Annotated in this window: 16 protein-coding genes; 8 read left to right on the top strand and 8 right to left on the bottom strand. The window is 42.8% G+C overall.

Features of this window, described 5'->3' with window-relative positions:
- Window positions 1-343 precede the first annotated feature (343 nt).
- The 4 genes from DFQ04_RS00110 (at window position 344) to DFQ04_RS00095 (ending at window position 5,504) form a co-directional block, all read left to right on the top strand.
- Window positions 344-1,177, top strand: a complete 834-nt coding sequence (locus tag DFQ04_RS00110) for a sugar phosphate isomerase/epimerase family protein (protein WP_133551470.1) — start codon at window positions 344-346, stop codon at window positions 1,175-1,177.
- Between the two features lie 228 nt (window positions 1,178-1,405).
- Window positions 1,406-2,605, top strand: coding sequence for a hypothetical protein (locus tag DFQ04_RS00105; protein WP_133551468.1), 1,200 nt, complete (start codon window positions 1,406-1,408; stop codon window positions 2,603-2,605).
- A gap of 1,363 nt (window positions 2,606-3,968) precedes the next feature.
- The gene (locus DFQ04_RS00100; RefSeq protein WP_243739599.1) at window positions 3,969-4,772 is read left to right on the top strand and encodes a metallophosphoesterase family protein; all 804 of its coding nucleotides are present in this window, start codon (window positions 3,969-3,971) and stop codon (window positions 4,770-4,772) included.
- A 192-nt stretch (window positions 4,773-4,964) separates the two neighbouring features.
- Entirely contained in the window at window positions 4,965-5,504 is a 540-nt protein-coding gene (locus DFQ04_RS00095; protein ID WP_133551466.1) for a hypothetical protein, read from the top strand.
- A 544-nt stretch (window positions 5,505-6,048) separates the two neighbouring features.
- Here the strand turns inward: DFQ04_RS00095 and DFQ04_RS00090 are convergent.
- Window positions 6,049-6,522, bottom strand: a complete 474-nt coding sequence (locus DFQ04_RS00090; RefSeq protein ID WP_133551464.1) for a hypothetical protein — start codon at window positions 6,520-6,522, stop codon at window positions 6,049-6,051.
- 425 nt (window positions 6,523-6,947) lie between these two features.
- Complete coding sequence (locus DFQ04_RS00080) at window positions 6,948-8,012, bottom strand: dipeptidase (RefSeq protein ID WP_133551460.1); 1,065 nt, start codon at window positions 8,010-8,012, stop codon at window positions 6,948-6,950.
- A gap of 836 nt (window positions 8,013-8,848) precedes the next feature.
- Here DFQ04_RS00080 and DFQ04_RS00075 point away from each other — a divergent pair.
- Window positions 8,849-10,246, top strand: coding sequence for a DUF1254 domain-containing protein (locus DFQ04_RS00075; RefSeq protein WP_133551458.1), 1,398 nt, complete (start codon window positions 8,849-8,851; stop codon window positions 10,244-10,246).
- 768 nt (window positions 10,247-11,014) lie between these two features.
- Here DFQ04_RS00075 and DFQ04_RS00070 read toward each other — a convergent pair.
- The 4 genes from DFQ04_RS00070 to DFQ04_RS00055 all read right to left on the bottom strand — a co-directional run bounded on the left by DFQ04_RS00070 (window position 11,015) and on the right by DFQ04_RS00055 (window position 13,420).
- Window positions 11,015-11,422: a hypothetical protein gene (locus tag DFQ04_RS00070; RefSeq protein WP_133551456.1), complete on the bottom strand. Its 408-nt coding sequence runs from the start codon at window positions 11,420-11,422 to the stop codon at window positions 11,015-11,017.
- A 58-nt stretch (window positions 11,423-11,480) separates the two neighbouring features.
- Entirely contained in the window at window positions 11,481-11,891 is a 411-nt protein-coding gene (locus tag DFQ04_RS00065) for an alkyl hydroperoxide reductase (protein ID WP_208110493.1), read from the bottom strand.
- Window positions 11,892-12,215: 324 nt separating this feature from the next.
- Complete coding sequence (greB, locus tag DFQ04_RS00060) at window positions 12,216-12,689, bottom strand: transcription elongation factor GreB (RefSeq protein ID WP_133551454.1); 474 nt, start codon at window positions 12,687-12,689, stop codon at window positions 12,216-12,218.
- A gap of 119 nt (window positions 12,690-12,808) precedes the next feature.
- A complete protein-coding gene (locus DFQ04_RS00055) occupies window positions 12,809-13,420 on the bottom strand; it encodes an START domain-containing protein (RefSeq protein ID WP_133551452.1) in 612 nt (203 codons plus the stop codon).
- Between the two features lie 371 nt (window positions 13,421-13,791).
- Between DFQ04_RS00055 and DFQ04_RS00050 the strand changes: the two genes are divergently transcribed.
- The gene (locus DFQ04_RS00050; RefSeq protein ID WP_133551450.1) at window positions 13,792-14,250 is read left to right on the top strand and encodes a DUF5362 family protein; all 459 of its coding nucleotides are present in this window, start codon (window positions 13,792-13,794) and stop codon (window positions 14,248-14,250) included.
- Window positions 14,251-14,358: 108 nt separating this feature from the next.
- Window positions 14,359-14,772: a hypothetical protein gene (locus DFQ04_RS00045; RefSeq protein WP_133551448.1), complete on the top strand. Its 414-nt coding sequence runs from the start codon at window positions 14,359-14,361 to the stop codon at window positions 14,770-14,772.
- A 93-nt stretch (window positions 14,773-14,865) separates the two neighbouring features.
- On the opposite strand, the gene DFQ04_RS00040 is transcribed toward DFQ04_RS00045, so the two are convergent.
- Both DFQ04_RS00040 and DFQ04_RS00035 read right to left on the bottom strand, forming a co-directional pair.
- Complete coding sequence (locus tag DFQ04_RS00040; RefSeq protein ID WP_133551446.1) at window positions 14,866-15,498, bottom strand: response regulator; 633 nt, start codon at window positions 15,496-15,498, stop codon at window positions 14,866-14,868.
- Window positions 15,499-15,540: 42 nt separating this feature from the next.
- Complete coding sequence (locus DFQ04_RS00035) at window positions 15,541-17,559, bottom strand: tetratricopeptide repeat-containing sensor histidine kinase (RefSeq protein WP_133551444.1); 2,019 nt, start codon at window positions 17,557-17,559, stop codon at window positions 15,541-15,543.
- Window positions 17,560-17,808: 249 nt separating this feature from the next.
- Here DFQ04_RS00035 and DFQ04_RS00030 point away from each other — a divergent pair.
- The coding region (locus DFQ04_RS00030) for a beta strand repeat-containing protein (RefSeq protein WP_133551441.1) at window positions 17,809-21,417 on the top strand (3,609 nt) is incomplete at its 3' end.

The raw sequence follows: 21,417 nt of genomic DNA, 5'->3' as shown, positions 1-21,417 counted from the left end.
TTTGAAAATTAGCGATTAAGCTTTGGTGTCAAATTTCAAATCAATGTCTCCTCAGGGATTACTCGAAACAATACTAAAACTAAGCGGAGCCGCAAACTCCGCTTTTTTATTTTTTGGAATTTCTAATCCCCATATCCCTTAGGCATAAAGCCACCTTCTTAAGCAAACGATTCCGCAGTATTTGGAACAACTTAGGAATCTCTTTTGCCTGCATTTGCTAACTTGTTTGAAAGAATCCTTTACTAACCCATATGAAATCGAGCCGGACCCAGTCCTCAAACACTGGGATAGTCATTCCCTCTGCGAGATTCCATGTGGTCATAGAAAAAAGAAACAGAAACATATGAAATCAACCCTTTTGACCCTTTTGCTTGCCTTATCGCTGCTAGTTTGTAAAGCTCAGGACAGCAGACCTGGACCCCAACTTCCACCTGAAACAGGGGAGAGTTTTAAGGTAGGAATTGCAGGGTACACCTTTGTGAAATTCGATCTGGACAGGACCCTGGAAACTTTGAAAGCTTTGGACGTGCATTATTTATGCATCAAGGATTTTCATTTGCCCATGACCAGCACCGATGCTGAAATCGCTGCTTTTCATGAAAAGCTGAAAGCCCATGATGTCACTGGATATGCAGTTGGACCGATCTACATGAGATCCGAAGAGGAAGTTGACAAAGCATTTGCCTATGCAAAAAGAGTTGGAGTCAAGTTGATCGTGGGTGTTCCGAATGTGGAATTGCTTCCTTATGTGGAGAAAAAGGTAAAGGAATATGATTTCAAATACGCCATTCACTTGCACGGGCCGGATATCAAAATCTATCAAGATGCCGACGAAGTTTGGAACCACACCAAAGATCTGGATCCCAGAATGGGAATGTGTCTGGACATAGGACATGACACGCGGAATGGAAAGGACCCGGTTGCTGACATGGAAAAGTACAACACCCGAGTTTTTGATATGCACATCAAAGACGTGACAGGACCAACCAAATTGGGGTATTCACTTGAAGTGGGTCGCGGGATTATTGACTTTCCTGCAATGGTCAAAATGATCCGAAAAGTAGGGTACACCGGAGTGTGTAGTCTCGAGCACGAGCGGAATATGGATAATCCATTTATGGGAATTGCGGAGTCCCTTGGCTATTTCCGTGGGGTTATTGAAACAACCAAGGAATAGGACTATTTCCTAAGAATAGGTTTGAGGTTAACCCTTGGAAAAAGGCTTTTCCAAACGCTGGGAAACGGGAGGAAATGCAGCTCTAATTGTTAAAAAAAATTAAACAGACTTAAAATCCTTTTCGGCAAACGTCGAAAAGGATTTTTTATTTGGGAGAGCTCCAAACCTGGCGGATTTTTCAGTGAATTTGGTACCAAATTCGCAGCATAGGCTCAAAAATTATTTCCCATGAAAATCCAGGCTTTCATCTCTTTAACTCTGCTCTTCTGCTTTTTCGGCCTTGTCGCCTTTGGGCAGGAAGAAATCTCCGAACAAATCAAAATCGATCGGGATAATCAACTCAAGGAATTGCAGGAAAAGCTAAAAGTAAATGAGGTCTTGGTCACCCAACTCACTGATAAAATCGCCGCTTCGGAAGGGAAAAATGCCAGTGAAAAAGAGAAAATGGAAAACCTCGAAAAACTTCAGTTGGCACTGGACAACCGCCTGAAGATTTTGGAAGAGGCTCCAAAAACCAAAATCAATCTGAACGGGCAATTGGCTTTTACCGAGTTGCTCAGTATCCAGCGGGATATTCAACCCGTGGAGCTTTTTTTGACTTCCCAGAGCTTTTTTGACCAGCTGAGCAATGCCAGCAAGATCCAGCAATACAAATCCTTCACTTCCTGGAAAACCGATTTCGACAAGTGGTACTCCAAGGAAGGCCAAAGCGATGCCCTCGTCGGAGTGATCAACCAATCCTTGAGCCTGATTTCCAATGTTTCCCAGGCGGTTCCACTATACGGCACCATGGTCAATACCGCGATTTCCGGGGTGACCAACTTGGTACAAACTTTAGGCAAAAAGGAAAAAGAGCTGTACGAGAAGACTCCTGAAATGCTTCGAATCCTGACGGTGACTAGCCAGTTTGAACAGCAAAAATCCATCATCGATCACGAATGGACCCTGATCAACAAGGAGCTTGAGCAATTGCAGAAGGAAAATACCGCCCTGATGGAAGATCAGATGAGTTATTTTGGAATTGCCAAGGATCGATACCAGCGCAATTACCTTCAGGCTACTTTGGATGCGGATCGGGAAGCTTTTAAGAACGAATGCAGAAAAGCCATTTCGGATAAAATTGCCAAGCTCGAGCGGGATGCCGAAACCCGTGGCAAGTGGATGGGGCAGGTTGAAACCTATATGTATAAGGTGCAGTCTTTGAGGCTAAGATTTGGTCAGTTGACTACCCGTATGCAGTCCAATATCGCCCAGTACGAGCAGTTGATTCAGGCCTATGGTGATCCGAGTAAATTCCCTGCGGAGTTCACTTCCAAAATCACCGCCCTCAATACCCCACTGAATAATCTGAAGAATAAGTTTTACAGTTCCTTTAATCCGGCTAAGTACATTGAAGATTCAGCGGTGATGTATATTGAGAGGAATTGAATCTAAATCTTCCTAAGCCCCTTAGTCCAGATAACTATCGGGAGGGGAGCCGCGTTTATTGAAACTTCAATTCTAACGGAGACCAACTCCCCCTTGAAAAGGGGGCCGGGGGGGATTTAAAAAGCCCAACTCAAGTTTATTTCTAAACTCAAAATGGAATACCTGCGGGTGGGCTGACGCAGCAGCGGGGTGTGTGTTGGGATTGAGGGGGGAAGCTTCCCTCCCACAATTCTGGCTCAAAAACTCTCGTTTTTGACCTGTCTTGACCTTTTGGTTCTTTTGCTTCAAGGCAAAAGAACAGATAATAATGCAATAACTTCTCTATCTACTTAAATTGAGAGAATAAGTCCTGCTTTTATTTACCCATCTCAAGAACCTCCACCACTTCTATCCTTGTCACTTTTTGAAGTCCAAAAAGTAACCAAAAAGACTTGGCCCAAGCCTAGACTTCAAATCGGTTAATTTTCAAACCTATTCAACGATCTGATTCGATTTGATTTTTGAGGTTCAATTCTTTCTAAAAATGGCCGGATCTCCCTCGCCCACTCGGGAGCTAGGCCATTTTCTTCACGAAAGAATTTTCTCCTCAAAAACCGTCTATGCTTCAGGGCCGGCAGCTATCCAAAGGTAATCTCCAATTCAAATCCAAACATAGCACCTGAATACCTGTGCGGTGGGAGGAATTGGCCGCGAGGGTGCGGCTGGTAGGAGCGTAAGGAGCATAGCCAATTCTTGACCTTTTGGTTCTTTTGGGTCAAGCCAAAAGAACAGAAAGAAAAACCTTAAAAAAATCCTTCAAGGTAAATAGGTAAGGAAAGTTAAAAATCCCCCTTACCCCCTTTAAAAAAGGGGGAGTAGCGTGAAAAAGAACTTCAACTCATAACAAGTAACAGTTAGCCTTATTTAAAGAATAAACCACAAATCCCAAAAAGCTTGGAATCCAAATCAAACATTCTTTTAAACTAAACCATACTCTTGATGGGTGCGGTGGGGAGATTTGGCAGCGGGGTGTGCGTTGGCAATGCGCGGGGAAGCATTGCCAAATCTTGACCTTTTGGTTCTTTTGGGTCAAGCCAAAAGAACAGTAAGAAAAACCTTAAAAAATCCATCAAGGTAAATAGGTAAGGAAAGTTAAAAATCCCCCTTACCCCCTTTAATCCCGATAGCTATCGGGAGGGGGAGTCTCGTATAATGGAACCTCAATTCCTAAAGAATAAAACAAACCTTTCTAAAAGAAAAAACCTCAAATCTATCCGAGGCTAACTCCCCCTTGAAAAGGGGGTCGGGGGGATTTAAAATTACTTTTTCCAACTCCCAATCAAAACCACTTTCTTCCTACCTCCTAAATCTCTATTTTAATCCAATGAACCGCCGACCTTTTCTTCAAAAAATAAGCCTTATAGGCTCCTCCCTGATGACCATGCCATTTATGTTATATGGGAAAATGGACTTCCCAAAAGCTACCCGACTCAAATTCATAACTGCCTCGGATGGGCACTGGGGCCAACCCAATACGGATTTTGAAACTTCACACCGCAACCTGATCGAGGCAATCCACCGGGAAAAGGATGTGGACTTGGTAGTCTTCAATGGGGATCTGATCCATGACGAGCCGACGCTGCTACCGGAAGTAAAAAAGGTCTATTCCCAACTGCAGGTTCCTCACTACGTCACTCGGGGCAATCACGATCGGGTCAGTCCGGCGGACTTCGAGCGGATCATGGGACAGGCGACCAACTTCTCCTTCCAGACCAAGGACTCGGGCTTTATCCTGCTGGACTGCTCCAATGAAAAGGGAGAATACCTCTGTGCGGACATGGACATCGCCAAAAGCAAACTGGACGAGTACGCTTCCCTGCCCCACGTCTTTGTCTTTGTCCATATTTCCCAAAACGACTGGACTCGACATGGAGTGCCTTGTACCGACTTTCTGAACCTACTCACCTCCTATCCAAACGTACGGGCAACTTTCCACGGACACGATCACGATGTAGATGGGCAGATGATCTACAAGAAAAAAACCTTCCTCTGGTCCGGACACTTCGGAGGCAACTGGGGCAACCCCTTCCCTTCCTACCGAGTCTGTGAAGTGGGAGAAGATGGAAAGGCGGTCACTTACCTCAAAACCGTTAAAGACGGGACAATCTTAAATGGGCATAATCTTTAAAAATAGACTACTGCTGATGGAAATACCTAGAGATGTTTTTTGATGGAGCAAAAGAAATAATAAACCGATACAAGAAAAACTAATTCAAAAATACCCGAAACCAGTTTCGCAATGCATCCCAATAAGCATGCTATGCGAAACTAGTTTCGCATATACAAACGTTGTGCAACATTTTACAAAAAAACGAAATAAATGAAATCAATAATTTTCCAGTTTATAACTGTAATAGTATTTTTAAGTTGTAATAAAAACTTAAAGGTTGATAATTCAAATGAAAATTTTCGGTCAGAAAGCAACGATATTGAAATACTTGACTCTACAAATATTGCTTTACATTATAAAACCAAGAAATTTGAAGTTGCAATTTTTCCAAAAGAATATAAAGACTTTTTACCTGAAAAACGTTTTACGCCAACGAAAAGTGAAATTGAAAAAGCCGAACTAGCACTTGAAACTAAGCTTAAAAATATTAATAAGGAGCAAATAAATCAATCTTCAAGCCCAATAATTGATAAAAATCTACATAAATACAGAAGACAATATTTCGGATGTATAGATGATAATGGAAAAAAATACCTTTTAATAAACTGCTTTTGGTCAGATAGAGAAAATTCTAAAGGCTGGCTAAATGGAATGATTATGGTTTTAGATGGTGGGAGTTATTATTGGGAAATTGAATACTATATTGAAAATGACGAATTAAAAAATTTGAGTATTAATGGATATGCCTAAAAAACGTTGCACAACATAGTATTTGCAAAAAAGCGGGTTCAGTGCTTGCTCAAAGTTTAAGAATTTTTATTGACTTTGGTGCTTAACCGAAAGGAAGTGCATTTAAAACCGCTTCTTCGCAAATACTCGACCGTTAACCACCCACCAGAATTAACATATTACCCTAAGCGGAGTCCTCAATAACTATCGGGAGCCACTCCGCTTTTTTATTTTCAGGAATTTGTAATTCCCCCTCCCTACCCCACCTCAGAGGTACCCCCCTCCACCTTGGAAATCCGATACCGCATGTTTTTACTGCGGCATCGCATGTTTTTAGTCCGAGTGAGGAATTCGAAAATCCGTCATCGGATGTTTTACCTGCGGTGCCTAGTCTTTTAGCACCGAGATCGGAGATTTTACTTGCGAGATCGGATTTTTGACTTGCGATGGCACAGGTTCGAAATAGGAGTTACCAAGCTAGAAGTCCCCAGCTTTTTTTATTCAGCCATAAAAAAGCCGAGTCTTTCGACTCGGCTTGGGTTAATCAAACAACTTTTCTCTTTACTTAATCCTCCGTGCCGGAATTGGATTTTGGAGAAACCTCAAATCGCTTTTTCAGCTCTTCGTAAATGGCTTTGGCTCCCGGGATTTTCATCTTGACAGCCAGTTTGATGGAATTGTAAAAGGCCAAGGCCTGCACATAGGCCTCTGATCCCGCCTCCATGGCTGTATCGCTGAATTCATCCCAGCTTTGCTTGGCCATCGTCAGAAAAGGCTTGATCTCGAAGTAGGCATCCAGGTCCTTTTTCATCTCCACCAAATCCATAAAGGGAGGATTGAATTGTGGGTTTTTAGTTGCCAGTTCCAACGCCTTAATGACGAAGGCTTCTGTACCATCTGCCATCTTAGGCAGGTCTTGACGGTCTTTCGGGCTTAGGGTAAAGGCATACTTCCTAAAAGTGTCCCGAATGGTTTGGAAGGCATCGTTCAAAATTTTTTGATCCGCCTCCGAGATTTTAATGGAAACTTTGTTTTCCATGGCTTTAAAAATTAATAGTGAAACAATAAATTAAACCAGTAAAAAAGCACTGTAACTAAAAGATAATGAACGGATTAATATTCTCCAATTTTTTAAACGACATTAAACGTTTAAAATCGGCTTTACCCCTAAAAATACCCACTAGTGGGTAGGTGGGAAACCTCACTACTAGATTCTTTTTCTATCAGGAAAACACGGATTTCGACTCCAAACTTTCATTGGATTACCTGCGGGTGGGAGGAATTGGCCGCGAGGGTGCGGTGGGGATGTGTGTGAGGACCCCGATAGCTATCGGGGCAATTCTTGATTTTTTGGGTACTTTTTTATCAAGAAAAAAGTACCGAGAAATTGACCTTAATAAATCCATCAAGGCCAATAGATAAAGAAAGTTTGAAATCCTACCAATGATTTAAACTTCAACGCCACTACCCTTTCAACACACTCCTCAAAACCCTCTCGGTATTACCCAACATGATCTTCGAAACCTCCTCTTTGGAAAGCCCCTTTGAACTGAGTGCTGATGCCAGTGCAGGAATCTGCTGGTAGCTATCCAAAACGGGTTTAAAATTGCTATCCATGTCGGTACCAATCCCTACATGATCAATTCCTACCACATCCACCAAGCGAAGGATATTTTCCACATACTCTTCAAAGCTCTTGTTGAAGCCGGATGGCCAAGCACCAATCAGCCCACCCGTTTCTGCGATAAGTTTGGCATGCTCAGGGGAAATGGCCCGTGCGCCAATGGGACGGTCAGCTTCCATTTTTAATATGCTGTGCGATAAAATTATCGGAGCTTGGGTAAGGGAAGCCACATCTTGAACGGTCTTATAGGAGGCATGGGCTACATCAATCACCATTCCCAGAGAATTCATCTTTCGGACGACTTCTTTCCCCAGTGGAGAAAGTCCATCGTGTTGAGTCTCGTGAGTTTGTAAATCTCCTAATGGATTTGGCGCATAATGGACCAATTGAATCGAGCGAATTCCATCCGCATATACCTCATCGAGTTGATCAGCAGATTCCAGGAAATCTCCCCCTTCGCAACTCAAGAAACCTGCTGTCCGATTTTTTTCTACGGCTCGGGTTAAATCCTTGACCTGCCTGGCAGGGCTTAAGGAATTAATCGAAAAGAGATGACTCAGCGTAGCCAATTGCCGCTTGTACTCTTTCCAGCCTTCCCCTTTTGAAAACATTCCGGTGGGAACAATGCCAGTATCGGTTCGCTTGAGCAAGGGCCTGTCCATGACCATACTCAGGAACACGCCAGATACATGACCGGATTGCATGTCAGAGATAGTTTTAGAAACCCCTTCATCACCCGGATAGGTATCCGTTCCTTTCATAAAGAAATTTCCGGGATGTGCATGAAGGTCGAAGGCAGGGAATACCTGCATTTCCTGCTCCTCACGAGACAAAAAACTCATTCCAGTAAATGATAGGCCCGCTAAAGCAATCGCCTGTCTAAGAAATTCTTTTCGAGTGGTCATAGAAACAAGATACAAAAAGGGTCTAGTATTTCATGGGAAATCCCCCTACCCCCCCTTTAATCTAAAAGGGTTGAAAGTTTTCCAACTACAGTCATTAATTCAAATCCAAACATGGCAACTGACTACAAGTGCGGTGGGGAGATTTGGCAGCGGGGTGTGCGTTGGCAATGCGCGGGGAAGCATTGCCAAATCTTGATCTTTTGCTTCTTTTGGATCAAGCCAAAAGAAGAGGGAGCATAACCATTAACTCTTCAATAAGGGTCAATTCTTGAGGTCATCATTTACCCATCTCAAGAACCTCCATCACTCCTATACTTGTCACTTTTTGAAGTCCAAAAAGTAACCAAAAAGACTTGGCCCCGGTCTTTGTTTCCATCCAGCTTAGATCCAATAAAAGGAAAGAAAGTTTTTGGATGGATTTTTTCTTGCTCGAAAGGCTGAAAATGATCCCACCCTACACCCGGCCCAAGTCTAAAAATGCCCACTGGGCATTTTATTAACGACTTGTCCTCTCCTAACTCGAGAGCTAAGTCATTTTCTTAACGCCCTTCCTCACTTCGAAAAAACCACAAATCCCGAAGGGCCAGCTTCCTAAGAAGAATTGGATAACGGAAAAAGCCCCTTGCCTTTGACTACAAAATCTAATCTCAATTCCGAACAAACTCCCCCTTGAAAAGGGGGTCGGGGGGATTTTAAAAGAATGATTGTAGGAAAAATCCCCACTAGGAATAGAAAAAAATAGCTGTAACCAGGCGCAAATCGCCCTCAAAAAAAAGCCTAATGAGTTGATGAGCAATCAAAAATCAAAATTTATCTTTCTGATAAATAATCCAGCTATGAAAACAAATTCTCTCATTATCTTTTCTATACTCCTTCTGCTTTTTGGGAGTTGTGGAACCTCAGAAAACAGCCTAACCCCAGAAGAGGCTCGTGCCATCGCCAAGGAGGCCTACATCTATGGTTTCCCTTTGGTAGACAACTACAGAATCTCTCATGCCTATTTTGTGGATCAGGCAAATCCTGAATACAAAGGACCTTGGAACCAGATTCGAAATTTTTCCAGAGTTTTCACTCCTGAAGACAAAGCCGTTCAAACTCCTAATTCAGACACTTATTATTCTTTCCTTGGATTGGATTTGAGGACAGAACCGATGGTGCTAACGGTTCCCCCAATTGAAGAGAACCGCTATTTCAGTCTGCAGCTCGTGGACGCTTATACGCATAACTTTGATTACATCGGTACCCGGACAACGGGAAATGGTGGTGGCAGCTTCCTGATTGCCGGGCCAAATTGGAAAGGCGAGAAACCCGAAGGAATCGAGAAGATCATTCATACAGAAACCGAATTGGTACTGGTTCCTTACAGAACCCAATTATTCAATCCAAGTGACAGTGAAAATGTGGTAAAAATACAGGAAGGATACAAAGCCCAGCCTCTCTCTGAGTTCCTTGGTCAACCAAGTCCAGAAGTTGCAAAACCTATCGATTTCATCCAACCACTTACCCCAGAGCAGCAAAAGTCATCACTTGAGTTCTTTAAAGTCCTCAATTTCACCTTACAGTTTTGCCCCACACACTCTTCTGAAGTGGAATTGATGGAGCGTTTTTCAAAAATCGGCGTAGGAGCAGGAAAGGATTTTGATATTGAAAAGCTCTCACCGGAAATAAAAGCTGCCATTGAGCAAGGTATGGCTGACGCCTGGACAGAATTTGCAGAATTGAAGAAAGAAATGGATGCGGGAAAAGTGGTTTCCGGAGATTGCTTTGGAACGAGGGAGTTTCTTAAAAACAATTACCTCTACCGAATGGCCGCAGCAATAATTGGAATTTATGGCAATTCTAAAGAAGAGGCGATGTATCCTTTATACCTCGTTGATTCCAACGGAAAGGGGTTGGATGGAACGAACAAATACACCGTGAAGTTTATGGCTGACCAACTCCCTCCGGCCAAGGCTTTCTGGTCCATGACTTTGTATGAACTACCCTCCAGCCTACTCTATGCCAATCCGATCAACCGATACCTACTCAATTCCCCGATGATCCCTGATTTCAAACGGGATGCCGATGGTGGAATTACCCTTTATATCCAAAATGAGTCTCCGGGAAAGGATCTGGAAAGCAACTGGCTACCTGCACCAAAAGGACCTTTCTTTATGGTTTTGCGAATCTACTGGCCTAAGGAAGAAGCTTTGAATGGCACTTGGAAACAGCCTGCTTTACTAATGGTTGAATAATTTGACCCATTTGGGCAAAATGATTTACTAGAAAAAGGTGTAGTCCTCGATGAGATTCGGCGGCTACACCTTTTTCTTTTTCAGGAATTTGAGGTTTTCTCTCCAAAGAATCCCATTGAGCTAATAAATCTATCCTTATTAACCCATCTCAAGAACCTCTATTTTTTTTTCTCTGGTACTTTTGAAGGCCAAAAGTACCCAAAAGCCTCGGCCCCGTTATTTGTTTCCATCCAGCCTAATTTTATATAAAGGGAAGTTCGGATTTGGATGGATTTTTTCTCGCTCGAAAGGCTAAAAATGACTGGATCTCCCTCCTAAAGTCGGGAGCTAAGTCATTTTCTTAACGCCTTCCTTCTCTTCGAAAAAACCACAAATCCCGAAGGGCCAGTGGCATCCAAATAGAATTTAGCTTTTAAAAGCAAAACTACATTTGGAATACCTGCGGGTGGGCCGACGCAGCAGCGGGGTGTGGGTCGGCCTTGTGGGCGGAACCCCGATAGCTATCGGGGCAAATCTTGACCTTTCCCCTCCCCTACATCTGGCCCCTCGCTAAAAATATCCACTGGACATTTTATTACGCTCGTCCTAAGTCAAGCCAAAAGAACAGAGAGAAAAGCCTAAAAAAATCTCTCAAGGTCTATAGGGAGAGAAAGTTAAAACCCTTCTTGTTGTAGAAAGCTACACTAAGCTGAGTCCTAGAAAACTATATAGAGATACGTTTCTTTTCTATTTCTCGAATTTGAAATTCCTCAGCAAACCAATCCAAAATCACCCTACCCAAGCTCGACCTAGAGAAAGTAGAAACAAAACAGTCCACAAAAGTGACCTCCACAGATTGACACGAAGAAGCTTTGGAAGCGCACTTTCTAAACTTTCGCCTTGATCAATAGTATTGTGAATGGGAATGGCAAAGAAAAAGGTGTTAATCCAAATAATGCCTAGAAGCAATCCGTCTAGCATGAAAATGAGGGGATCCCAAAGGATTTGTAAGGCGATCACACCGGTCTGAACAAACAATAAAGGCCCCACGAAATAGAGGATCTTTTGGGTATACAACTGGTGCCAGAAATCAAGCTTTCTGCTGTCTATATATCGAAAGGAAGGATAAATGATGACTTGCACCAGCCAAACCAAGATGAAAAACCCTGAGTCAACCGACAGACGAATCGCATCCATAGCTTTTTATTTTATGAGGTATAAAAAAGAGACCCAAGTCCAAAAACTAAAACTTGGATTATCGAAGCTGCCATCTCGTTTCGGTATGTACTCTTTGGAGAATCAGGAAAAAAGGAACCCACCAAATCAAATCGTTGGTGTAAAGGGTATAGCTGAACTGAAAAGGGATTTCTTTTAATACCAGGTAATTGAACAGAAATCCTAGGGGGCCAAAGATTTTCCCCAGAAAACCGACCGCAACGATGGGCCAGTGCTTGAGGGGATTGTAGCTGGCCCACCAATAGCCCAAGCCGTAGACGCCTACGATCATTCCGGTACCTTGCCAAATGGTGGGATGCTGCAAGGGAGGCATTCCCGTCCATTCGAAAAAGATATGGGGCCAAATCACCACCCAGGCTCCCCAGAGTATATTATACACTGCTGCCAATTTCAGGCAGGTAGACATCCAATTGGGATAAGTATTTTCCATGTCTTAAGGACAATTTCAAGGTCAAAAAGTTTGAAATTGTCATCAATCTTTTTTCATCTGATTAATAAGATTTGCAATTAGCTTTTCTCTCCTCAGAGTATAGACGTGGCCTAGGCAGTTTCATATCCTAAGAATAGGATCCAAACCAAAAGAACAGTAAAAAGCCTAAAACCTTCAATTACGGCCAATGGTGAAAAAAATATAAATCCCCCTCACCCCCTTTAAGAAAGGGGGAATTGCGTTGTACTGAACTTCCATTCTTCTGAATAGCAATTCACACCTTTCTCAATTGACATCAATCTTCAACAGGAAGAAAACCCACACTTATTTCTCATACTCAATCTTCTTCACCTTCCAAGTCATCTGCATGGCTGGAGTTTGGACGATGACCTCATCCCCTACTTCTTTTTTCAGCAGGGCCTGAGCCATGGGTGAATCTATCGAGATATAATCCCTTCGCTCAAAAATCTCCTCTCCTCCTACGATTCGGATACGAATCTTATGTCCTTTGGAATTCTCGATCTCGACCCATGCTCCAAACAATACTTTTCCCTCTTGAAAGGGCGAGTAAGGAATCACCTTGAGGTCATCGATGCACTTGCGCAGGTAGTGTACCCGTCGATCTATTTCACGAAGTCTTTTTTTATTGTAATGGTAATCCGCATTTTCAGAGCGATCCCCCAAGCTGGCCGCCCAAGCCACTTTTTGGGTGATTTCGGGACGCTCTACTTTCCATAAGTGATCCAGTTCGGCCTTGACTTTTTCCAATCCTTCTGGAGTGATCCACATCGTCTTCATGTCGGCAAAATTGAAAAATTAAAAGATTGGAGGATTGAAAAATTTGAAGAAATCAACATATCCATCCGATAAATCCCCCCGAGGCATTGTTTATTGAATATTGGAAAATGATTCTTGGCTCATTTATTTTCCGCCAAACGCTCCCTGAGGTTTGTATAGGTCTCAAAGGGACCCTCTGCCAGGGAAAGGTTCAACAACCAAGTAGGAATAACCCCTCCCGGATCGACTGAGAGGCTGTGCTGGATTTCCAGCTGATCTTTACCTACCACTTTGATTTTCCAATGCCCCTCACTTACGGGCACTCTGATAAATCCTTCCTTTGGAGGGATAAAATCGGGTATGCCGATCGTAGAAAAGAGATATTCCCCAGGCTTGGAACTAGGAGCCATTTTCACATGCAAAATCATATCCCGGTCAGCGACCGGCCATGGGGCATCGAGTTCGGCCCGATAAATAAATTCGTCCTTGGAAATGGACTTAAGCATTTCCGTTTTCCGGATTTTGTATTGCCATTGATGAAAATTCTTCCAATCCAACAAGGCTTCCGCTAGCGTCGAAAGAGGAGCATCAAGGATAAATGAAGATTGGATGGAATTGATTTTGGAATCTGCTGTTTTACAGGTATAAACTTCTATACCCTCAGCGGATTTTCGGAGTTCGCAATCCTTTTGAGGCGTCCTCTGAGTCCAGGTGAACAAGGTCAAAAACGTAAGAATAGCAAGGGATTTCAAGGCTGGTTATTTTGGCTGTTTCATTCCGAAAATAAGAAGAAAAAAACTCTAGGTTAGCAAAAATTACTCAGTCAAGTTGATAAAGCTGCTCTTTAGAATAATGGAATCAATTTGGTCCCCGATATAAACCTATAGCTATAAACTTTGGACAAAAGCCATTTCAATCTTTTCCCTAAGCTTCTGTGCGCTTTTGCGAGAAAATTTCTTTCTCTGTTTCTATGTGGTTCAAAAAACAAATATCCCCCCTTCTCCAATTCGTCTTTTCGAGAAAATACCCTCAAAAAATACCCAATATTGGGTATTTGGATTCCGAGAACCCTGGAGTTAATTGGGGTTTAATTCAACCCTTACACTTATCTGATTTTATTCTTATGGAAGAAAACTTTACCAACCAATCCGAGACTCCACAAACACTTACCTTGGAAAGACCTGCTTTGGGCTTCCTGATGGAAACCGCCCGCTGGGGCAAATTCATGGCCATTGTCAGTTTTGTAGGCTTAGGCCTTTTGGTCTTATTGGGCATTTTTTACAGCGCCTTTATCAGTTCATTGGCTGGTGGAGAATTGGACGAGCTTCCTGCTAGTATTTCCGGAGCTGTCGGTTTAGTCTATGTGCTGATGGCAGTGCTATTTTTCTTTCCTGTGCTTTATCTCTATCGCTTTTCTGTAAAAATCCAGAGCTCCATCCGCTCCAAAACCACAGAAGAATTTACCCATGCTCTTTCCAATCTGAAGTCCCTGTTTAAGTTTATGGGAATCTATACCGTAGTGATCCTTGCGATCTATGCCTTGGTCCTTTTTGGAGTAATGCTAGGAGCTGCATTTATTTAAGTTGGTTTTATAGGAAAGAAAAATCCCAACCTAATTATCCCAATTTTTAGGTTGGGTAGGCTTTAACCCTGAAAAAGTATTTTTCGTTAGTTTTTAAAAATTGGCAAAATGAAACGAATACTGACACTTTTTATACTTGGACTTTTATTCTCTTGTACAGAAAAAGAGGAAATTCCCCGAAGTGATGAATTTCTCATTAATACCCTGACCACTGAGCAATGGAGGCTTGAGTTTTATGAGGAAAATGGGGTGGAAAGAGTGGGGCTTTTTGAGGGAATCAATTTTATTTTTTTATCCATTGGCAAGGTAGAAGTTTACCGAGGCACCCAATTGTTGGGTGAGGGAGCATGGAAAACCAGAACGGCCAATCGGCGGGTAGAATTTGAGCTTTCGTTCGGGGAAAATTCAAACTTCAAGGAACTCAATGGAGCGTATTACCAGACCTTTCTAGCTAATGAAAGACTGATGTTCCGGGAAATCGGGGGAAATTCCGGAAAACAAATAAGTTTAAAACAATTGTAAGAAATAGCTAAAGCAGGTTCCATAGAAATTTGGTTCTGGTTTAAACCCAGTATTCCTAATTTAAGCTCCGCCCTTCTATTTTATATCTAGAATCTAAACCAGTTTAAAATCCCGTGCCACCTTCAGCAATTGAGGAGTAGTGTTGGCGTTAAGCTTCTGCATCAGGTTTTTGCGATGGGTTTCTACCGTATGAAGGCTCAAAAATAACTTTTCGGCAATTCCCGGACCTGAGTAGCCATTGTGCAGAAGGGCAAGAATCTCTTTCTCCCTTCGGGTCAGCACGGGAGTATTTTGCATCGCCTCACGGAGAGAATGGTATTGTTCCAGAATCTTCTGATTGGCTGCTTTGCTTAGAAAAATCCGGTCATTTCTCACTTCCTCGATAGCCTGAAGCAATTCTTCCCGCTCCATATTTTTCAACAAATACCCATTGGCTCCATTAGCCAAAAACTGGGTAACAATCCCCGCCTCATTGGTGGAAGTAAGACCAATTATTTTTGCCTGTTTATTTTTTTTACGGATGAGTGAGCAAAGCTCCAGTCCATCCATATCCGGAAGACTGATATCCAAAAGAATGATATCGGGATGATGGGTTTCCAAAAAATCCAAGGCCTCTTGGGCTGTTTTAGACATTCCCTCGATCCGCAGATATTCGACTTCCCGGATCATCATGGCAATTCCGTCTCCCACTAAAGGATGATCATCAATAATCAGAATGGATAGCATAGCAGAGGTTCATTCAGTCTGAAAATACAAAATCCTTTCCTTTTATTCATTTATCAAAAAGTCCATCATCACGGTTGTACCCACTTCTTTTTGGGAATCTATGGAGATTTTTCCATTTAGGTAATTCACCCGGCTCTCCACAGAACTAAGTCCGGCATGGGGCTTGGTATCTGATTCGGCCAGACTGAATCCCCGCCCATTGTCCTCCACAGTCACAGAAAGCCTGTTTCCCTCTCGGTTAAACTGAATAATCGCCTCAGTAGCCTCAGAATGCTTGATTATATTGTTCAATAGTTCCTGAAGGATCCGGAACAGCATAACTTCAGTGGATGGGCTGAGCCGCTGCTCCATTCCATAAGGCTGCAAGGAAACCTGAAGTAATTTTCCCGCACTGATGCTATTGCACAATTCCCGAGTGGCCTGTACCAAACCCATTTTGATCAGTACCTCCGGCATCATGTTATGGGCAATTCGCCTGACTTCTTCCGAAGCAGTATTCACCATGTCGTAACTTTTGGAGAAAAGAGGCTCAGTTTTCAAATTGGGTTGCTCATGCTGAAGGGTGCTGAAGTGCATTTTGATCGTAGAAAAAAGTCCGCCCAACCCATCGTGCAAGTCCTTGGCAATCCGAGTTCGTTCGGTTTCCTGCCCATTGATCATGGATTGTAGGGAAATAACCTGCTGCTGTCGCTCCAAAAACTTGATTTGATCCTCTTGAATCTTCTGGTCTTTTTCAGCAATGATCTGTTTCTGCTTTGCGTTTCGGTAGAACAATCCCAATAAAATCAAACCTAACGAACCTCCAATGCTTATTGCCAGAATCATCCGATTTCGCTTGACTACTTCCAATTCCTTCTCTGCATTTAAAAGGTTAAGCTTGGCGATCTGCTCTTCCTTCATTTTTGCCTGATATTTTGCTTCCAAAAAGTTTAGCTCCTTTAGTTTTTCAGAAGAAATAATGCTGTCATTAAGATGGATAGCTCGAGTGGCGAACTTCAATCCCTCGCTATCCTGATTGACTCTGGAATAGATTTTTGCCAATAATTTGGCTGATTTTAGGGCAAATTCGGCAAGCTCAAATTCTATAGCTTGGTTGTAGGCCTGCCGAAGTACGGGGATAGCGCGCTCATACTGATGAAGAGAATCCAAAGCAGTTCCTAAATTGAAAGAAGATTCTACAATGGAATAGTCCGCATTGGCCTCTTGGGAAGCTTTATTCCAAAGTTCGAATTGTCTCAGGGCTTCCTGGTAATTTTTGGTAATCACCATCTCGTAGATCCCGGACTGCTCATGAAACTGAATTCTAAGATCCTGCATTTGCCCTTCATTGAGGTCAAAAGTGTCGAATCCATTTTTGATCACCTGGAGAGTTTGAAAAGCTTCCTCTCCTCTTCCGGTATTGATTTGGCTTTGGAACAATTCATAAAAATAGGGCACCTTCAATACGTCGCTCATTTCTGAAAGCATAGGGGTGATCTTGCTGACGTATTCATAGGATTTCCCATACAAATTAAGTAGACGATAATCGCTGGCGATATTGACATAAAGGGTCGCCTTGCTGTCTGCGTTATGTGGAAGCTGCTCAACTTGCTCCAAAGCTTTGAGATGGTATTCCAAAGCACCAATAAAATCCCCGTTGAAATAGTGAATACCCGCCAGGTTATTGGTGGATTTCATAATGGCATCCTCCCTCTGTGCTGCATCAGGAATCTCCTTGGCCACTTCCTGCATCTTTTTCAGGTTTTCAATACTCCCTGCCCAGTCATTCTGCATGTAGAGGTAATTGCTGTAAATCAGGTAATACCTAGCTAAATGGTTAGGAAGCTTGGCATTGGAAGCAAGGGAAAAGGCTTCATTGAGTAGAGGAAGACCAGCCTTTTCATCTTGTTTATGTCTGAGAAGGTAATTGGCCAAGGTGAGCATAGCATCTACCCGAACAGTATCCAGGACAGATGAATCTATTACCTTGCGAAGACTATCTTCATTGATTTTTTGTGCATTAACAGGAAGGATAAAGAGTAAAGCAAAAACGAGAGAAAGAAAATTGATCCTACCTGACATAGTTCTTATCTGAATTAAAAACCTTAGTAATTCCCAAAAGTATTTTGCCTTTTAAATCCCATTCTAAATCTGGATTTTAACCTGTTTATCTTTTTTCAAGATTAACAAGTTTAGCACTTTTCAGCCAACCTTTTCTACCTACTTTCAGGTATTTTTTAGCCACTAACAATCACAGGATTAAGGGATTGTACCCTGTCTAATAGCCATCTAGTTTTAGGGGTGATTTTAACTCCTCTAAACTCTATGGTCATGGGAAATCTTTTACGCTACGGACTAGCACTTTCTTTTTTGATCTTGCTGATCCCCACTCTTTCAGCCCAGCAAGTGGATGACTACCGATCCGCTGCCACTGGCAATTGGGCCTCTGCTTCCACCTGGGAGCGATTTGACGGCACCAATTGGGTGGCTGCCGGTTTAGCCCCCTCCAGTAGCAATGGTGCGATCACAATCCGGTCTCCTCATACGGTAACAGTTGCAGCAACGGCAACGGCTGACCAAATCACTGTAGAATCTGTTGGAACACTTGCATTAAGCAGCACGCTAAATCTGGCCGATGGAACAGGGACAGATTTGCTAATCCAAGGAACTTTTACATGGAATTCAGGTAGTCTATTGGGACCAGGGACTACCGAAGTGGCTAATGGAGGGGTCTTTTCAATATTTACTACTTCCACCAAAACCATCGGTTCTCCTTTCACTAATAATGGGACTGTTAACTGGGAAGCCGGAAATTTATTAACCAGCACTGCACTGCTAGTCAATAATAGCCAGTTCAACATTAATGGGAATAACACCATTTCAGCTTCTGCCAATCATCCAAGCTTTACCAATACCGGCACCATCACCAAGACCAGTTCTGGAATTACTGAATTTTCCACAAGCTCCCTTCCATTTAATAACAGTGGAACCATCAACCTGAATGCAGGGACATTTATCAGTAGAAATGCAATTTTCACCAATACCGGAACCCTGAATTTTGGCGGAGGCACTTTCGAACAAATCAATCAATTTTTCAAACATAATACAGGGTCTGTAATCAGTGGTTCTGGAAATTTCAAAATAACGAATAGTACTCTTGAGTTAAACTCCGATTTGGTTTTTCCATCTACCGTATTTTTCTCCCTAGGGTCTATTGCCCCAACTTTTAATCTCGGAAAGATTACTGGACCAGGAAATTTGACCATCAACCATGACTTTACAATAAATGCGGTGGCAAGTTCCAATACCGAAGGAATTGTGGGTACTGGAAGTCTTACCGTCAATGGAAATACCATCTGGAATACAGGATTAATTGCAAGACCCTTTACAGTTCAAGCTGGAAGAACCCTTACCCTAGCAAATGGAGCTGTTCAAAATGCTAAAAACCTAAGTGCAGCTCTTGTAAACAACGGAACGATTGATTGGCAATCTGGAGATATCAGCACTTTTCCGGCTACTACAATTACAAACAATGGCCAGTTAACCATTAGCGGAAATAATAGCCTTTCCAACTCATTTGGTGGAGTTACCTTGACCAATTCTGGAACGATTACCAAAACCAGCGCAGGATTAACCACGCTTTTCAATGTCGCCGCATCAACATTTACCAATAGCGGAACGATCAAAGGAGTAGGAACCGTATCCATTGGCGCTCCCTTGACGAATACCGGAACAATCGCCCCTGGCCTCTCACCTGGTATTTTAACCTTAAACAACCAACAACCATTCTCCTCATCTAGTACTCTAGCCATAGAAATCGCAGGAAACGGAGGCGCAGGAGCGGCTAATGGGCATGATCAAGTTCTTCGCTCAGGAAGCTTAACATTAGCTGGAACCTTGACTGTTACCGAGACTGGAACGGTACCGGATGGGGATTATGTAATCGTATCCCTGACCAGCGGAACGATTACAGGAACTTTTGCGACAACCAATCTTCCTGCAGATTACACCTTAGTTTACACAAGTAACAGTGTAATTGCTCGTAAAGGACTTGCATTTGCCCAATTCCGCTCATTTACCTCAGGCAACTGGAATTCAATTGGTACCTGGGAGCAGTTTAACGGAACGAATTGGGTGCCAGCCAATAGAGTTCCTACAAGTGCAGAATTAGAAATTACCATTCGAAATACGCATACGGTAACAATTTCTACTACAATCACCACTGACCAGGTAGTGGTAGAAACTGGAGGAACATTGAATTTGGGAGGAGGCACCCTCAACCTAGCTGATGGACCTGGAACAGATCTATTGGTGCAAGGGAGCATGACCTGGGTATCTGGATTTATTGGTGGACCTGGAGCCTTAGAAATTGCTACTGGAGGGATTTTTGCCATTTCAGGAACTGACGGAAAGTTCTTAAATGCAGGTGCTTCCATTACCAACAATGGTACACTAGACTGGGATAACGGAGATATTTTTTTTAGTTCGGCAATTCCTCTGACCAATAACAACATATTGAATATCAATGGAAATAATCAAATCAGAAATAACAGCACGCAACCATCGCTTATCAATACTGGAACAGTTAATAAGAACAGCTCAGGGACATCTGAATTCAGAACAGGAACATTTTCAAATAGTGGAACGATCAACCTCAATGCTGGAACCTATAGGTCCTTTGCTTGCGGTTTTACTAATACAGGCAATCTGATTTTTGCAGGAGGTACATTTGAAATGACCGGAGCAAATACTAATGGGGGATTCTTCAGTCATAATACCGGTTCGGTTATTTCGGGTACTGGTAACTTTATTAATGCTGGCGGGGATTTCCGATTGAATATTGATCAGGTATTTCCTTCAACACTGATCTTTTCTGATGGACCTGCTATCACCACCGCTCCCACCATTAGTGGCTCTGGAAACCTAACCATTAATAATGATTTTTCAATCCAAGGAACAATTACCGGTTCTGGCAGCTTGACTATCAACGGGAATACCACTTGGACTTCTGGAAGTATGGGTAGAGTCTTCACCAATCAGGCTAACAGGACTCTAACGATTAATGGAGGACTCCAAACCATGTTCCTTGGTGTAGGAGGATCTTTAACAAATAATGGAACCCTTAACTGGCAAAACGGGAATATCTCCTTCAACTCTTCTTCTCCGCTGGTAAACAATAGCCTACTGAACATCAGTGGAAATAGCCAGATGAGTTCCAACAGTGGCACCTTCAACCTAACTAATACCGGAACCATCACCAAAACTAGTACTGGCACTACAACTTTATCCTCTGGCGGAAGTTTTCTAAACAGTGGAATAATAAAAGGATTAGGGGTTTTCAATTTGAACATCCCTATAACTAACACAGGAACAATCGCCCCTGGTCTCTCACCAGGAATCATAACCTTAAACACCCAGCAACCCTTCGGAGCCAATAGTACTTTGGCTATCGAAATCGCAGGAAACGGTGGACCAGGTGCTATTGATGGACATGATCAGGTAAAGAGAAATTCCAACTTGACTCTGGCAGGAACCTTAACTGTCACTGAAACTGGCACAGTCCCCAATGGGGATTATGTGATTATTACCTTGACCAGCGGAACGATCACAGGAACTTTTTCGACGACTAATCTTCCTGCAGATTACACAATCATATATAATAGTACAAGCGTAGTTGTTACAAAAGGCGAATCCTCCTGCACAGCAGAAGTTAGTATCACTGCCGATCCTGGCAATGAAGTCTGTGAAGGAACCAGTGTAACCTTTACCGCCACTCCGGTCAATGGCGGAGCAAGTCCTGTTTACCAGTGGAAATTAAATGGAGCCAATGTAGGAACCAACAGTCCGACTTATACAAATGCTGGTTTGGCCAATGGAGATCAGGTGTCCGTGGTGATGACTTCCTCAGCTTCCTGTGCAGTTCCGACCTCGGCAACCTCG

Source organism: Algoriphagus boseongensis, from assembly GCF_004362805.1.
GTDB lineage: Bacteria > Bacteroidota > Bacteroidia > Cytophagales > Cyclobacteriaceae > Algoriphagus > Algoriphagus boseongensis.
Note: the sequence above shows the minus strand (reverse complement) of the source record. Positions and strands in the feature narration are given on the sequence as shown.

Bases quoted from the DNA above. Each gene is read 5' to 3' on its own strand.
- DFQ04_RS00110 (WP_133551470.1), top strand. From the start codon at position 344: ATGAAATCAACCCTTTTGACCCTTTTGCTTGCCTTATCGCTGCTAGTT.
- DFQ04_RS00105 (WP_133551468.1), top strand. From the start codon at position 1,406: ATGAAAATCCAGGCTTTCATCTCTTTAACTCTGCTCTTCTGCTTTTTC.
- DFQ04_RS00100 (WP_243739599.1), top strand. From the start codon at position 3,969: ATGAACCGCCGACCTTTTCTTCAAAAAATAAGCCTTATAGGCTCCTCC.
- DFQ04_RS00095 (WP_133551466.1), top strand. From the start codon at position 4,965: ATGAAATCAATAATTTTCCAGTTTATAACTGTAATAGTATTTTTAAGT.
- DFQ04_RS00090 (WP_133551464.1), bottom strand. From the start codon at position 6,522: ATGGAAAACAAAGTTTCCATTAAAATCTCGGAGGCGGATCAAAAAATT.
- DFQ04_RS00080 (WP_133551460.1), bottom strand. From the start codon at position 8,012: ATGACCACTCGAAAAGAATTTCTTAGACAGGCGATTGCTTTAGCGGGC.
- DFQ04_RS00075 (WP_133551458.1), top strand. From the start codon at position 8,849: ATGAAAACAAATTCTCTCATTATCTTTTCTATACTCCTTCTGCTTTTT.
- DFQ04_RS00070 (WP_133551456.1), bottom strand. From the start codon at position 11,422: ATGGATGCGATTCGTCTGTCGGTTGACTCAGGGTTTTTCATCTTGGTT.
- DFQ04_RS00065 (WP_208110493.1), bottom strand. From the start codon at position 11,891: ATGGAAAATACTTATCCCAATTGGATGTCTACCTGCCTGAAATTGGCA.
- greB (WP_133551454.1), bottom strand. From the start codon at position 12,689: ATGAAGACGATGTGGATCACTCCAGAAGGATTGGAAAAAGTCAAGGCC.
- DFQ04_RS00050 (WP_133551450.1), top strand. From the start codon at position 13,792: ATGGAAGAAAACTTTACCAACCAATCCGAGACTCCACAAACACTTACC.
- DFQ04_RS00045 (WP_133551448.1), top strand. From the start codon at position 14,359: ATGAAACGAATACTGACACTTTTTATACTTGGACTTTTATTCTCTTGT.
- DFQ04_RS00040 (WP_133551446.1), bottom strand. From the start codon at position 15,498: ATGCTATCCATTCTGATTATTGATGATCATCCTTTAGTGGGAGACGGA.
- DFQ04_RS00035 (WP_133551444.1), bottom strand. From the start codon at position 17,559: ATGTCAGGTAGGATCAATTTTCTTTCTCTCGTTTTTGCTTTACTCTTT.